The organism is Streptomyces sp. NPDC096013, from assembly GCF_044763565.1.
In the GTDB taxonomy this organism is placed as follows: domain Bacteria; phylum Actinomycetota; class Actinomycetes; order Streptomycetales; family Streptomycetaceae; genus Streptomyces.
This window is the reverse complement of record NZ_JBIWGK010000009.1, coordinates 37144-52040: the sequence shown is the minus strand read 5'-3', so window position 1 is coordinate 52040 and position 14897 is coordinate 37144. Positions and strand designations below refer to the sequence as shown.

The 14897-nt window shown below is 70.8% G+C and carries 9 protein-coding genes; 4 read left to right on the top strand and 5 right to left on the bottom strand.

Annotation, left to right across the window (positions count from 1 at the left end; translation table 11 throughout):
- Positions 1–16: 16 nt before the first annotated feature.
- The gene (locus ACIRB1_RS28015) at positions 17–199 is read right to left on the bottom strand and encodes a DUF6104 family protein (RefSeq protein WP_019075209.1); all 183 of its coding nucleotides are present in this window, start codon (positions 197–199) and stop codon (positions 17–19) included.
- Between the two features lie 133 nt (positions 200–332).
- Here ACIRB1_RS28015 and ACIRB1_RS28010 point away from each other — a divergent pair, with 133 nt between their 5' ends.
- The 4 genes from ACIRB1_RS28010 to ACIRB1_RS27995 are packed head-to-tail and all read left to right on the top strand — an operon-like array spanning position 333 to position 8107.
- A complete protein-coding gene (locus ACIRB1_RS28010; protein WP_403467422.1) occupies positions 333–740 on the top strand; it encodes a CU044_2847 family protein in 408 nt (135 codons plus the stop codon).
- Complete coding sequence (locus tag ACIRB1_RS28005; protein WP_403467421.1) at positions 737–2692, top strand: trypsin-like peptidase domain-containing protein; 1956 nt, start codon at positions 737–739, stop codon at positions 2690–2692. The genes ACIRB1_RS28010 and ACIRB1_RS28005 overlap by 4 nt, the downstream gene beginning before the upstream one ends.
- 52 nt (positions 2693–2744) lie before the next feature.
- Positions 2745–3776 carry an AAA family ATPase gene (locus ACIRB1_RS28000; RefSeq protein WP_403467420.1) on the top strand — a complete coding sequence of 344 codons (1032 nt, stop codon included), beginning with the start codon at positions 2745–2747 and terminating at the stop codon, positions 3774–3776.
- Positions 3776–8107 (top strand): SAV_2336 N-terminal domain-related protein, encoded by a 4332-nt coding sequence (locus ACIRB1_RS27995; RefSeq protein ID WP_403467419.1) that lies wholly within the window; start codon positions 3776–3778, stop codon positions 8105–8107. The genes ACIRB1_RS28000 and ACIRB1_RS27995 overlap by 1 nt, the downstream gene beginning before the upstream one ends.
- Positions 8108–8120: 13 nt before the next feature.
- Here ACIRB1_RS27995 and ACIRB1_RS27990 read toward each other — a convergent pair whose 3' ends face one another.
- From ACIRB1_RS27990 to ACIRB1_RS27975, 4 genes are all read right to left on the bottom strand, one after another.
- Positions 8121–11939 (bottom strand): multifunctional oxoglutarate decarboxylase/oxoglutarate dehydrogenase thiamine pyrophosphate-binding subunit/dihydrolipoyllysine-residue succinyltransferase subunit, encoded by a 3819-nt coding sequence (locus tag ACIRB1_RS27990; RefSeq protein ID WP_403467418.1) that lies wholly within the window; start codon positions 11937–11939, stop codon positions 8121–8123.
- Positions 11940–12220: 281 nt separating this feature from the next.
- Entirely contained in the window at positions 12221–13327 is a 1107-nt protein-coding gene (locus ACIRB1_RS27985; protein ID WP_352180649.1) for a cell wall metabolism sensor histidine kinase WalK, read from the bottom strand.
- Positions 13324–14064 carry a response regulator transcription factor gene (locus tag ACIRB1_RS27980; RefSeq protein ID WP_033282112.1) on the bottom strand — a complete coding sequence of 247 codons (741 nt, stop codon included), beginning with the start codon at positions 14062–14064 and terminating at the stop codon, positions 13324–13326. The genes ACIRB1_RS27985 and ACIRB1_RS27980 overlap by 4 nt, the downstream gene beginning before the upstream one ends.
- A 113-nt stretch (positions 14065–14177) precedes the next feature.
- On the bottom strand, positions 14178–14873 hold the full coding sequence (locus ACIRB1_RS27975; RefSeq protein ID WP_352180648.1) for a spermidine synthase: 696 nt from the start codon (positions 14871–14873) through the stop codon (positions 14178–14180).
- Positions 14874–14897: the final 24 nt, after the last annotated feature.

The window sequence follows — 14897 nt, the reverse complement described above, 5'->3', positions numbered from 1 at the left end:
GGCAGCGCCGTGGCGACTACTCGTCGTCGTCCTCGTCGTCCAGCCGGGCCAGCCAGGTCGCCAGGCGTTCCACCGGGACCTCGAAGTCCGGGTTCAGGTCGACGAAGGTGCGCAGCTGCTCGGCGAGCCACTCGAAGGTGACCTCCTCCTCGCCGCGCCGCTTTTCGAGCTCTTCGATGCCTCGGTCGGTGAAGTACACGGGGGATTCTCCTGGGGGCGTGGGTCTGACCCCTCCAGGTTATGCGGGGGGCAAAGGTTCCGATCCCGCACCTCACGCGCGCGTGCCTGGGCACAATGACCACAGGCGCACGAGATCGTCGTACGGGGGCGTGGTGGAACGGAAGATCCAGGAGATCGAGCTGCCCGGGGGAGAGCGGGTGCTGGCGCGGGTCAGTGTGCTCTCGGCCGAGGAAGTGCCCGGCGGGGCCGACGAGTTCGCGTACGAGGACGTCGGCGCCCTCGATCACATGGCCGCGCGGATCGACCAGCTCAACGAACTGGTCAGCGGTGTCGGCGGTGCCGTACTGGCTGCGGCGCGTGCCGTGCGGCCCGACGAGGTCAGCGCCACCTTCGGGGTCGAACTCGCGATGAAACCGGGCAGGGCCGTGGCGCTGCTCGCCGACGGTGAGGCCAAGGCCGCCCTGTCGATCACGCTCACCTGGCGCGGGGACAGCACCCAGAGCGCGGGGGACGCCTCCGGCACGGCTCTCCAGGACGGCCGGAACGCCGCGGCCACATGACCGGCCGGCTGGAACAGCTGGCGATCCGGGCGACCGTACGGATCGGTCCTGACGCGGCGCCCGGCACCCTCTGGGGGAGCGGTTTCCTCGTCGCGCCCGGCTGGGTGCTGACCTGCGCGCACGTCCTGCCCCTGACGAAGGGCGCCGAGAACGTCGGCACGCTCCGCGTACAAGGCCATCAACTCGACACCCAGGCCCGGCTCGCGTACTGGCTCGGCGGCGGCACCGACCCCGAACAGGACCTCGCTCTCGTACGACTTGAGGATGACGCGGCGCACGGCCACGCGTGCGTGCGGCTGACCGACCGCTACGACCCGCCGCACCAGGTCACCGCCTTCGGCTGGCGCACCCCGTCCGGCGGTGCGCCCCAGCGCTGGAACGGCCACAGCGAATGCAACGGCAGGGACGGCTCCTACGGCTACACCCTCGCGCCCCTGATGGAGATCCCGCACGGTGCCTCCGGCGGGCCCCTCCTGGACCGTGACCACGGAGTCGTCGCGGGCGTCGTCAAGGCCCGCCGCGCCGGCAAGGACGGCGGCCTGGCCGTCGCCGCGACGGCACTGCGCGGCTTCCGCGAGGCGCGCGCCCTGGACGGCGAGGACAGCCTCGGCCCCGACCCGTACGCCGCGCTCATCCGCGCCCACGACCGGTGGCACCACCGTGCGACAGTCGGCCCGAACTGGGTCCGGTTGCAGGACGAACCGCGCGCGGGCGGCTGGGGAGCACGGGACAGCGCCGAGGCGTCCGCGCTGCTCGCCGAACTGCCCCGGCCCGTCTCGTCGGCCGAACTGCAGCGGATGATCAGTCGCGTCCTCGGCTACGAACCGCTCTGGGAGGACGAGTTGGCCCCGGTCGACTGGCGCGACGGACAGGGCTGGGCGCACGACCAGCCGGACGGCGCCGAGACCGTGGCCCTGCACTATCTGCTCGCCGTGGCCCAGTCCTGCCGACGGCGGGCACCGGACGCCGTCGCCGAACTGGAACGCTGGGTGAAGGCGCGCATCGAGCAGCTCCCCGACTACCTCGCCGCCCTGCTGCGCGAACGAGCGCGCGGCGAAGGGGAGTTGGCTGTCGGTGACGCCGGAGGACGCGCCGACGGTCACGACCGGCACGCGGACGGCCCCGCCCTCCCGGTCGACGGGCAGCCCCTCATCCCCACCACCGAACAACCCGTCGTAGCAGTTGAGTTGGAGCCCGATCCATACGGGCCGGGAGACCGTTTCCACTGGCGGGTCTGGTCCTGGTCCGACGGGCCGGACACCGCGCGGATGCTCGACGAGGACACCGAGGACGAGGGTGCTCCGCTCGCCGATCTGCAAGGGGTGCTGCACCAGCCGTTGCGGCGGGCGTTCGGGAAACTGGACGCGGAACACAGCCGCGCGCGCCTCGAACTCGCCCTGCCCGTCGAGCACTTCGGACTGGACGCACACCAGTGGCCGCGCACCGCCGAGCCGTCCATGGGCGCCCAGCGCCAGGTCGTGCTGCGCTCCCTGAACCGGCGCGGCGAGCCCGCCCCGCTGTGGCGGGAGCGCTGGGACGGGGTCGCCGGAAAAGCTCTCAAGGCGTTGCCCGTGCACTCGCCCGAGTACGCGAAGGAGGCGCTGGAGGCGGCGGCCCACGACGCGGTGCCGGTCCTGTGCCGCCCGCCGCAGCAGAACCCCGGCTCGCTCACCGACGCGGTTGACGCCGGGTACGGCGTCGCCGTGTGGAGCCTCCGGGGCGAGCACGCGCGCGCGTGCGGCGTGGAATGCGGTGAACTGTACGGCCGTACGGCCCAGTTGCTCGGTTCGGTCGACGGCGTGGAAGCCCTCCCCGAGCTGCTGCGCACCCTGCGGGAACAGGCCGGCGAGGAGGGTGGCGAGGACGCGGCCTGGACAGCACAGGTCGCGCTGCTCTACGACGACCCGAGCCGCCCCCTCCCGCTCTGCGACGACCCGCTGGACTCCCCGTGACCCGCCGCCACACCGCCGCCCATCCAACCGCTCCCCTCCGAAGGAGACTTCCGTGACCACCCCCGACTGGTTCGTCTTCCGCGGTACCGGTGAGCCGCACGACGGCGTCGGGCGGCTGCCCCCGCCCCCGCCGTGGCGCGACTTCGACGGCGGTCCGGTCGTCGACACGCTTCCGCCGCTCGGCACCGAGTCGACGCGCCGCCTCGGCACCCGGGGCGCGCGCGGCCTCACCTGGCGCCCACAGGAACTCGAACTCATCAACGCGGCCCTCTACTTGAGGCGCCCGCTGCTGGTCACCGGTGACCCGGGCTCCGGCAAGTCGACGCTCGCCCACGCCCTCGCGCACGAACTCGGCCTCGGCCGCGTCCTGCACTGGCCCATCGTCAGCCGCACGACCTTGCGCGACGGCCTCTACACGTACGACGCGATCGCCCGCCTCCAGGACATGCAGATGGCGAAGGAACTGGGCCAGCCCTACACGGAGGACATCGGCGAATACCTGCGCCTGGGCCCGCTCGGTACCGCCCTGCTGCCCCGCGCCAAGCCCCGGGTCCTCCTCGTCGACGAACTCGACAAGAGCGACATCGATCTGCCCAACGACCTCCTGAACGCCCTGGAGGAAGGCGAGTTCGGCATCGCCGAGTTGCAGCGGATCGCCCGCCGGCAGTCCGAGGCCGAGGTCCTGACCGACGACGGTGACCGCGCCCCCGTCGAGAAGGGCAAGGTGCGCTGCCGGGCCTTCCCGGTCGTCGTGATGACCAGCAACGGTGAACGCGACTTCCCCGCGCCGCTGTTGCGCCGCTGCCTCCACCTCGACCTGCCCTCGCCCCGCAACGACGAGTGGGGCACCGCCCGCCTCGACGCCATGGTCCGCGCCCACTTCGGCGACACGGACACGTCGGGCAACGAGGAGCTGATCCGCGCGTTCCTGGAGTCCAGCCCCGGCTCCCTGCGCGCCGCCGACCAACTCCTCAACGCCATCTACCTCACCCAGGAAGCCGTACGCGACAGCGAACCCGACCGTCAGCGGCTCGCCGAGCTGCTGATGCGACCGCTCGACCAGGGCGAGCACGGGACGCGCTGATGACCGCACCCCCGACGCCTCCCGCCTCCGAAGCCCCGCTCGGTGCACTCACCGAGCGGTTGCGCGCCCGGCTGGGCGTCGAGCCCGGCGCACGTGAACTCGCGGAGGCGCTGTGGCTCGCGGCACATGTGTCGCCTGCGGAAGTAGCGCCGCCGGAAGCGGATTTCGTGCCGGACGCGCTGGACGGTCCCACCCACCTCCCCACCCCACACGAGCAGACCCCCCGCCCCGACCTCACGACTCCGACCCCCGCCCCCGCCTCATCCGACGACCGCACCCACCTCTACGCCGACCACCCACGCCCCGCACCCCGCGAGGGTGCAGAACAACCCGCCCCCGAACCGGATTTCCTCCCCGTCCGCATCCCCCTCGCGACCGCCCTCCCGAACTCCCTCGCCCTCCAGCGCGCCTTGCGCCCGCTCCAGCGCTACCACCCGCCCGTCCGCACCACCGCCCACCGCCTCGACGAACAGGCCACCGCCGAACGGGCCGCAGAGACCGGCCTGTTCACCCCGGTCCTGCGTCCCGGCGTGCGCGGCGAGGCCCGGATGCGGCTGCTCATGGACGCGTCGACCTCAACCTCCGTCTGGGACAGCACCCTTGAGGAACTCCGCCAGATCTGCGCGGGCCTCGGCGCCTTCCGCGAGGTGCAGGTGCACTACGTCCACCAGGGCACCGACGGCCAGTTGGCGATCGGCACGTCACGGGAGCCGGGACGCGGTCTGCGCGCCGCTGAGCAGCTGCGCGACCCCACCGGACGCCAACTCACCCTCGTCCTCAGCGACTGCGCGGGCCCCCTGTGGCGCTCGGGTCAGCTGCAACGGCTGCTGCACCACTGGGCGCAAGCCGCGCCCGTGGCCCTGGTCCAGCCCCTGCCGCAGCGGTTGTGGCGGCGTACACACCTTCCCGCCCTCCCGGGCACCCTGCGCCGCCGCGAAGGACTGGGCGCCAGGCTGGAGTTCAGGCCGGCCGAGGGACACGTGCCGTCCGGCGCGCTGCCGGTGCCGGTGCTCGGGCCTACCCGGGCCGCGCTGGGCACGTGGGCCCGCTTGCTCTCCGGCGGCACCGGTCTCTCCCTGTCCGCGGCGGCCGCCTGGGTCCACGCAGCCCACCCCGCCGCCCCACCCCGGCGTGAACGCCCGCCCGCCGACCCCGGCCCGCTCGTCACCGCCTTCCGCGGCTCGGCCTCCCGCCAGGCCGTGTCCCTCGCGGTCGCCTTCTCGGCCGTACCGCTGAGCCTGCCGGTGATGCAGCTCGTCCAGCGGGCCGTACAGCCCCGGAGCGGGCCGACCGTACTTGCCGAGGTGCTGCTCAGCGGGCTGCTCAGGCGCGGGGAGGCGGAGGGGTGGTACGAGTTCGTGCCCGGGGTGCGGGAGGAGTTGCTGCGGCTGCTGCCCCGCGGGGACGCGCTGCTCGTGCTCAAGCACTGCGGGGCCTATGTGGAGCGGCACTTCGGGCGTGGGGCGCGGAACTTCCCGGCACTGGCGTTGGCTCGGCTGACCGGGGACGGGGGTGCGCTGCCTACGGGGGAGGAGGGCGTTCCTGAGGCGTTCGCCGAGGTGTCCCGGGTGGTGTTGGGGCGGTTCGAGGCGCCTGTGCGGGCGGTCGCCGAGGCGCGGCGGGAGTCCTACTCGGTGGTGTACACGCTGGTGGACGAACCCTGGGCGAGGTGGCTGGCCTCGGTGTTGGGGGACACAGGGCACCGCGTGGAACTGAAGGTGTGGCAGACGGACGACCAGTTGGAGGAGGCGCTTACGACGCCGGACGCCCAGCCGCACCGGGTGCTTGTGCTTCTCGGCGACAGCTACGAACCGTACGAGACCGCCCTGGAAGACGTCGTGGCGCGCTCCGAGGCGCGGGTGGTCGCTGTCGATGTCAGTAGCGTCCGGCCGCCAATCGCCTGGGCCATCGACCTGGAACCGGAGCTTTCCCTGTTCCGGGTGAGTGAGGGCCTGGCCAGATGGCGGTTGCTGGACTGCCTCGGCATCGAGCATCAGGGCGCGAACGCTTCGGACACGGAGTTTCCAGGACTCTCGCACCTGGTGCGGGGCGGGGTCCCTGCGGTCTCACCGGGTTATGTCCTGCGCGAGGATCTGCTTGGTCGACTGCGCGGAAAGCTGGCCGACTCTCCGAGCGATTCGGCTGCCTGCGCCCTGATCGGGCCGCCGTCGTCGGGCAAGACAGCGCTCGCCGCGGAATACGTGCGCCGGTTCGGCGACGAGTACGACTTCGTGTGGTGGGTCAGGTGCGAAGACCGTGCCACGCGAATCGGCGATGTCCGGCGGTTCGGCTCCGACCTCGACTCCCACATCGACCGCCTCCACACGGTCGGACGAATCCATGAGACGTTCCGGCACCTGCGCGAGGCAAACCTCCGCTGGCTGATCGTCTACGACGGCTGGGACGACCTTCAGGACGCCAACGACCTGCTGATCAGCGGCGGCCACACGCTGATCACCACCAAGGACGGCGCCTGGGGAGAGGTGGTCGACTCCCTGCTGGTGTCCGCCACCGAGGAAGGCCCGGCCGGACCGGCGACCGAGCGGGACGAACTCGTCCGCCGCGCCCTGGTCCGCGTCCACGCCCCGGCCCCCGCACGGGGTGTCGTAGCGGCCAGCGGTTTCTTCCTGGCACCCAGCTGGGTGGTCACCGCAGCTCACGTGGTCGAGGGCAGTGACGATCGGTCGGGTGTCGGCATCACCACGATGGACGGCCGTCGCCACCAGGTCGAACAGGTCCGCACCGTGGGCGAGTTGGCGTTGCTGCACGTGCCCGACGTGGACGGGGTCGACTGCCTGTGGCTCACCGACCGTCCGGTCGCCCACGAGGCGGCGGCGACGCTCTACGGCGCCGACGGCCCCCTGGAGACGCCTCGGGTGTCCGCCACGACGGCCACGGTCTCCGGACAGCTCGGCCAGAACACCGTCCTGCTGACCGGCGCGCTGATCCCCCTCGGAAGCGCCGGCGGTCCCCTCGTGAGCGAACACGACGGCTCCGTCATCGGTGTCACCAAGTCCCGGCGGGCAGACGGCAGCGGCAAGGGCGAGGCCGTCCGCATCGAGGCGTTGCGGGCACTGTGCGAACAGGACTTGACGGGCGCCGAGTTGTGGCACGGGCTCGTACGGGCGCATGACCGGCACCACGCCGAGCGGTTCGCCGCACGGGGGCGCCACATGACGTGGACCGGGGTCCAGCTGGGGCTGACCGACCCCCAGGCGCTGTCTCTCCCGCCGGACCTGCGGACCGAACTCTACGGATTCCTCGCGGAGTTGGAGCCGCCCATCGAGCCCAAGACGGTGCGGGAACTGCTCGGGCCATCGCCCGGGACGGATGTTCCCCCACGTCACTGGCGCGACGGCGCCGGACTCCTGAACCACCTCGCCACCGACGGCCGCCTGCTCCTGTACGCCGCACGCGTCTGGGCCCACCAGGCCACCCGGAGCGGTCCGGGCCAGGTTCCCGCGCTCGCCGCGCTGCGTGACTGGACCGAAAGTGTCACGGCCACCGGCAGCCCCGACGTCGGCGCCGCCTTCAACCGCGTGGATTCGGATTTCGCCCGGATCGGACCCGCTCTGCGCGTGACGATCCAGCCCACCGTCCTCGACGGTTACGACTGGCGCATCGAGTTGGCGGAGACCAGCGGTGAAGTGATCCTGGTGGAGCACGGGGCGGGCCTTCCGGCAGGGGAACTCGAGGAGCGGCTCTGTCACCATCTCCGGAACGCGCTGCCGCTCGCGGAGTCGCCCGGCATCACGGCCTCCGTCCAGTTCTTGCTGGGGGGTGAGCTGCTCTGGGATCTCCCCGTGGAGAACTGGCGTCTACCGCGGGAGCACGTCCTTGGACGGGAGCGGAACGTCTTCGTGCGCGCCCATGACGACCGGAGTCGTCCGCTTCAAGCGTGGCGGCAGCGTTGGGCCGTGGTGAACAGCGGCCCGCTTCAGGGTCTTCGGCTGCATGGGGCCGGCGCCGTCGACTGGTCGCGGACTGCCCTCAACGCGGTACCGCTCCTGTGCCGGCACGCCGACCAGCCCACACCGACCGCCGCCCTCTTCCAGGCCAAGAGCCTGGGCTTCCCCCTCATGCTCTGGAGCCGGGCGGCGACCCACACCGACTGCGCCGACTTCTACGAGCGAGCCGAGGCCCTGCTGCGGCAGAGCCGTACCGCCCGTGAACTCGTCGCCCAGGTCTGCTACCTGAGGGCCCGCGGCGCCACCCGGCGTGCGCCCGAAGCCGCATGGGCCCGCCACCTCGCCGTGTTCTGCGATCCGCCCCCCGACACGCCGATGGGCCCGCCCCCGAGTCGAAAGAACTCGGAGCCGGGCCCACCGTAGAACAGGCCGAGACCTACGCCTCGAACACCTCGCGCACCAGTTGCTCCTGCTCAGCCTGGTGCCGCTTCGCCGAACCCACCGCCGGGGACGACGAGTGCGGACGCGAGATCCGCCGCAGCCGCTCGCCGTGAGGAACGTCCGCGCCGACCGCGAGGTCGAGGTGGTCGATCAGGTTGAGGGCGATGAACGGCCAGGCACCCTGGTTCGCCGGCTCCTCCTGGGCCCACAGGTACTTCTCGACGTTCGGGTACTTGTTGACCTCCGCCTGGAGCTCCGCACCCGGCAGCGGGTACAGCCGCTCGACGCGGATGATCGCCACGTCCGTGGTGCCGCGCTTCGTGCGCTCGGCCTCCAGGTCGTAGTACAGCTTGCCCGCCACGAAGACGACCTTCTTGACGGCGGCCGGGTCGACCGTCGCGTCGCCGATGACCGGGCGGAACTGGCCCGTCGTGAACTCCTCCGTCTTCGACGCGGCGGCCTTGAGGCGCAGCATCGACTTCGGGGTGAAGACCACCAGCGGCTTGTGGTGCGGGTTGTGCACCTGCCACCGCAGGAGGTGGAAGTAGTTCGACGGCAGGGTCGGCATCGCGACCGTCATGTTGTTCTGCGCGCAGAGCTGGAGGAAGCGCTCGACGCGGGCCGAGGAGTGGTCCGGGCCCTGGCCCTCGTAGCCGTGCGGGAGGAGCAGGGTGACGCCGGACGTCTGGCCCCACTTCTGCTCCGCCGCCGAGATGTACTCGTCGACCACGGACTGGGCGCCGTTGACGAAGTCGCCGAACTGCGCCTCCCACATCACGAGCGCGTCGGGGCGGGCCAGCGAGTAGCCGTACTCGAAGCCCATGACCGCGTACTCGGAGAGGAGCGAGTCGTAGACGTTGTAGCGGGCCTGGTCCTCGGAGAGGTACTGGAGCGGGGTGTAGTCCTCGCCCGTCTGCCGGTCGATGAGGACCGCGTGGCGCTGGCCGAACGTGCCGCGGCGGGAGTCCTGGCCGGAGAGGCGCACCGGGGTGCCCTCCAGGAGGAGCGAACCGATCGCGAGCGTCTCGCCCATGCCCCAGTCGATCGTCCCGTCCTCGACCATCGTCGCCCGGCGCTGCAACTGGGGCAGCAGACGCGGGTGGACGTGGAAGTTGTCCGGGATGTTGACCTGGGACTCGGCGATGCGCTTGACGACCTCGGAGGAGATCGCCGTGTTGACCGCGACCGGGAACTCGGCCTGCGGGTCCGACATGGGCGCCGCACCCGGCTGGGACGTCGCCTCGCGGACCTCCGTGAAGACCTTCTCCAGCTGGCCCTGGTAGTCCTGGAGGGCCTGCTCGGCCTCTTCCAGGGTGATGTCGCCGCGACCGATGAGGGACTCGGTGTAGAGCTTGCGCACCGAGCGCTTCTTGTCGATCAGGTCGTACATCAGGGGCTGGGTGAAGGCCGGGTTGTCCGACTCGTTGTGACCGCGGCGGCGGTAGCAGATGAGGTCGATCACCACGTCCTTGTTGAACGCCTGACGGAACTCGAAGGCCAGGCGCGCGACGCGGACCACGGCCTCCGGGTCGTCGCCGTTCACGTGGAAGATCGGGGCCTCGATCATCCTCGCCACGTCCGTCGCGTACATGGAGGAGCGCGAGGACTCCGGGGCGGCGGTGAAGCCGACCTGGTTGTTGATGACGATGTGGATCGTGCCGCCGGTGCGGTAGCCGCGCAGCTGGGACATGTTGAGCGTCTCGGCCACGACGCCCTGGCCCGCGAAGGCCGCGTCACCGTGCAGGGCGAGGGGCAGGACCGTGAAGTCCGTGCCGCCCTTGTTGATGATGTCCTGGCGGGCGCGGACGATGCCCTCGATGATCGGGTCGACCGTCTCCAGGTGGGACGGGTTCGCCGCGAGGGTGACCTTGATCTGCTCGCCGTCCAGGCCGGTGAAGGTGCCCTGGGCGCCCAGGTGGTACTTCACGTCGCCGGAGCCGTGCATCGACTTCGGGTCGAGGTTGCCCTCGAACTCGCGGAAGATCTGGGCGTACGACTTGCCGACGATGTTCGCGAGCACGTTCAGGCGGCCGCGGTGGGCCATGCCGATGACGACCTCGTCGAGGCGCGACTCGGCCGCGCTGTCGATGACCGCGTCGAGCAGCGGGATGACCGACTCGCCGCCTTCGAGGGAGAAGCGCTTCTGGCCGACGTACTTCGTCTGGAGGAAGGTCTCGAAGGCCTCCGCCGCGTTCAGCCGGCGCAGGATGCGCAGCTGCTCCTCGCGCTCCGGCTTGGAGTGCGAGCGCTCGATGCGGTCCTGGATCCACTTGCGCTGCTTCGGGTCCTGGATGTGCATGAACTCGATGCCGGTGGTGCGGCAGTACGAGTCGCGCAGCACGCCGAGGATGTCGCGCAGCTTCATCAGCGACTTGCCGGCGAAGCCGCCGACCGCGAACTCCCGCTCCAGGTCCCACAGGGTGAGGCCGTGCTCGGTGATGTCCAGGTCGGGGTGCTTGCGCTGGCGGTACTCCAGCGGGTCGGTGTCGGCCATGACGTGGCCGCGGACCCGGTAGGAGTGGATCAGCTCGAACACGCGGGCGGCCTTCGTCACGTCGTTGTCGTGCGACGCGTCGATGTCCTTGAGCCAGCGGACCGGCTCGTACGGGATGCGCAGCGCCTCGAAGATCTCGTCGTAGAAGCCGCTCTCGCCGAGCAGGAGGTTGGCGACGATCCGCAGGAACTCGCCGGAGGCGGCGCCCTGGATGACCCGGTGGTCGTAGGTCGACGTGAGCGTCATGACCTTCGAGATGCCGAGCTTGTTCAGGGTGTCCTGGGAGGTGCCCTGGAACTCCGCCGGGTAGTCCATCGAGCCGACGCCCATGATGACCGACTGTCCGGGCATCAGGCGGGGGACCGAGTGGACGGTGCCGAGGCCGCCGGGGTTGGTCAGGGAGACCGTGACACCGGTGAAGTCGTCCATCGTCAGCTTGCCGTCGCGGGCGCGGCGGACGATGTCCTCGTAGGCCTGCCAGAACTCGAAGAAGTTCAGCGTCTCGGCCTTCTTGATGCCGGCGACGACGAGCTGGCGGTCGCCGTTCGGCTTCACCAGGTCGATGGCGAGACCGAAGTTGACGTGCTCCGGCTTGACCAGGGTGGGCTTGCCGTCCTTCTCCTGGAAGGAGTAGTTCATCGACGGCATGGCCTTGATGGCCTGCACCATCGCGTAGCCGATGAGGTGGGTGAAGGAGATCTTCCCGCCCCGGGCGCGCTTCAGGTGGTTGTTGATGACGATGCGGTTGTCGAAGAGCAGCTTGACCGGGACCGCGCGCACCGACGTGGCGGTGGGGACCTCGATCGAGGCGTTCATGTTCTTCGCGACCGCGGCGGCCGGGCCGCGCAGCGTGATGAACTCCGGGCCACCGGTGGCCTCGGCCGCGGGCTCCGCCTTCGGCTTCGCGGCGGCGGGAGCGGCGGCGGCCGGCTTGGCGGCGGGCGCCGGAGCGGGGGCCTTGACCGGGGCAGGCGCAGGAGCCGCGGCTGCGGGCGCCGGCGCGGGGACCGCCGGAGCGGCGGGCGCGGCAGGAGCGGCCGGAGCCTGGGCGGCGGGTGCCGCCGGGGCCGGGGTGGTTCCTACGGCCCCCGCGGCCGCAGTACCCGCCGAAGTCGAGGTCGGGGCGGCAGCCGCGCCCGGCTTGTAGTCGGCGAAGAAGTCCCACCAGGCTCGGTCAACCGAGTTCGGATCCTGGAGGTACTGCTGATAGATCTCGTCGACGAGCCACTCGTTGGGCCCGAACGCCGCCGCGGGATTCTTTCCCGCGGGTTGGTCGGACTCGGTCGAGATGGTCGAGTTACTGGGGGACTGTGACGACACGGCGGCAACCGCCCTCTTCCGCTTCACAAGGTGATGGACAGCGGGAATTAAGGCTACGCCCCCATGACGGCCAAGGTCAGGTCGGGTTGGTCCATCGTCGCGTAAGTCACATCGGAAAGTGTGTTTCGAGCGCTGAAATGGCGGGAAACAAGCGTGGTTCCGCTACGGAAGGGGCGTGGCGACGCCGGCCGGACGCGCCGATGGCGCGGGCCTGTGCCTGATCACACGTGTCCGTCAGCGCGGACCGTCGTGGATCTTGGGGCTCCGGTTCGAACTTTACGTCAACTTGGCACGGATGACAGTCCCGGGAGGGTGACGATGATCCGGCAGCCACGGTCGGATTCGGCCACACCGATCCGGCCGCCGTGCAGATCCACCGCCCAGCGGGCGATCGCCAGGCCGAGGCCCGTACCGCCGTCGCTGCCGGGTCCGTGGGGCGCGCTCACCGCTCCCCGGTTGAACCGCTCGAAGATGTGCGCCCACTCCGCCTTCGGGATGCCGGGCCCCTCGTCCAGGACCTCCAGCTCCAGCGACTCCGGCAGCGAACCGCGCCGCGCCTTGACCGTCACCCGGCCGTGCGCGGGGCTGTGCTTGACCGCGTTGTCGATCAGGTTGGCGACGACCTGGTGAATCCGCTCCGGGTCCGCGAGCGCCGTCAGCTCCGGCGGGGACACGTCCAGGTGCAGATGGACGTCCGTGCGCGTGTGACTCCCCGAGCCCGACGCGATGCCCGCACGCGCCGAGGCGACCATGTTGGCCTCCTTGAGCACGCCCGAGAGATACGGCCACACCTCGAACCGGCGGGTCTTCAGCGGTACGACGCCGTTGTCCAGCCGGGAGAGGTCGAGCAGCGTCTCCACCAGCCGCCCGAGCCGCTCCGTCTGCTTCAGTGCCGTCCGCATGGTCTCCGGATCGGCGGCCGAGACGCCGTCGACGACGTTCTCCAGGACGGCGCGCAGGCCCGCGATGGGGGTGCGCAGCTCGTGCGAGACGTTCGCGACGAGCTCCTTGCGCTGGCGCTCCTGCGCCTCCAGCTCGTCGGCCATGACGTTGATCGTCCCGGCCAGGTCGCCCAGTTCGTCGCGGCGGTTCTCCCGCACCCGGCGGGTGTAGTCACCGCGCGAGATGGACCGGGCCACCGTGTTCATCTCGTCCAGCGGCGCGGTGAGGGAATGGGCCACGAACTGCGTTATCAGCAGTGTGGCGATCATCGAGAAGACCGTGATGAAGCGCAGCTCCGTCGCCGTGCGCATGGCGATCATCATCAGACCGGTGGTGATGAGCACCGAGATGACGACCAGAGCGCCCAGCTTGGTCTTGATCGAGAACGGGCGTACGCCGCCCCAGGGCTCCCCGGGGCTCCTCCGTGACGTCGGCCCTTCGCTCATGGCGTCGGTGTCTCCAGTGCGTAGCCCACGCCGTGCACCGTGCGGATGCGCTCGGCACCGATCTTCCGGCGCAGCGCCTTGATGTGGCTGTCGACCGTGCGGGTGCCGGAGGCGTCCGCCCAGTCCCACACCTCGGCGAGCAGCTGCTCGCGCGAGAGCACGGCGCGCGGGGTGTTCGCCAGGCAGACCAGCAGGTCGAACTCGGTGGGCGTGAGATGCACGTCCTCGCTGCGCACCCTCACCCGGCGCTGCGCGTGGTCGATCTCCAGCTCGCCGAGGCGCAGGATGCCCGAGCGCGGGGTGGAGGCGGCCACCACGGCACGCTCCACGCGGCGCAGCAGGACATGCACCCGCGCGGCCAGTTCCCGCATCGAGAACGGCTTGGTCATGTAGTCGTCGGCGCCGACCCCGAGCCCGACCAGCATGTCGGTCTCGTCGTCGCGCGCGGTGAGCATCAGCACCGGCACCGGACGGGCGGCCTGCACACGGCGGCAGACCTCCAGTCCGTCGAAGCCGGGCAGCATGATGTCGAGGATCAGCAGATCGGGCTGCCAGGCCTCGGCGGTGTCGACGGCCGAGGGCCCGTCGCCCGCGGTCTGCACGAGGAATCCCTCGGCGCGCAGACGGGCCGCGATGGCGTCGACGATCGTCGGGTCGTCCTCGACCACGAGCACCCGGCGCTGCGCGCCCGGCGTGGCCGTGGCCGTGCCGTTGTGGGAGGTGTGTGTCTGCTCCATCGCCCGCCCCTGAAGTGTGCTTTCCGGAACCAGTGGGGTGATCCCATGACTGCGCTTGACGCTTGAATGATCGGCGTCAGGGAAGCAGAGTACGGGGAGTCACCGCGCCTTTGCTATCCAGGTCGGACGGCGAGGTGCACGACGTCGGGAACTCCTCGGGCAACGGGGATCTCTTCGGTACGCACCTGTTGGAACCCGGCATTCCATAAGGTTCGCTCAAATTCCGGAGAGGGCTGCGCCGACCATACGGCGAGGACCCCGCCCGGTCTCAACACCCTTGCGCAGCTTGCCAGTCCGGCCGGTGAGTAGAGGCTGTCGTTGCCCTCGGTGACGGTCCAGTCGGGTCCGTTGTCGATGTCGAGGCAGAGCGCGTCGAAAGTGGCGCAAGTCTCATTGACGAAAGCGACAAGATCCGTTTCCACAATTGCCGTGCGCGGATCGGCGAGAGCGGACGCGGAGAGCGCGGACAGCGGTCCTGAGCGGTGCCATTCGACGATCGCCGGCTCCCGCTCCACGACGGTGATCCGGCCCCAGCGGGGGTCGGCGGCGGCGTGCGCGAGCGAGAATCCGACGCCGAGGCCGCCGATCAGTACATGAGGTGCGGGGCGGGAGTCGAGGGCGTCGCGGGCCGCATCGATCAGCAGCCGCTCCGAGCGGCCGTCCGAAGTGTCCATCAGGAAGCAGCCGTTGGCGATGATCTGGAGCAACTCCCCGTGCCGGCGCAGCACCACTTCGCCGTAGGGGCCCTCGCGCCGGTCCAGGACGACGGGGGAGTCGGACCCGGGAGCGCTGTCGTACGCGGTCGTCATGCGAACCATCCTGGCAGTTTCACC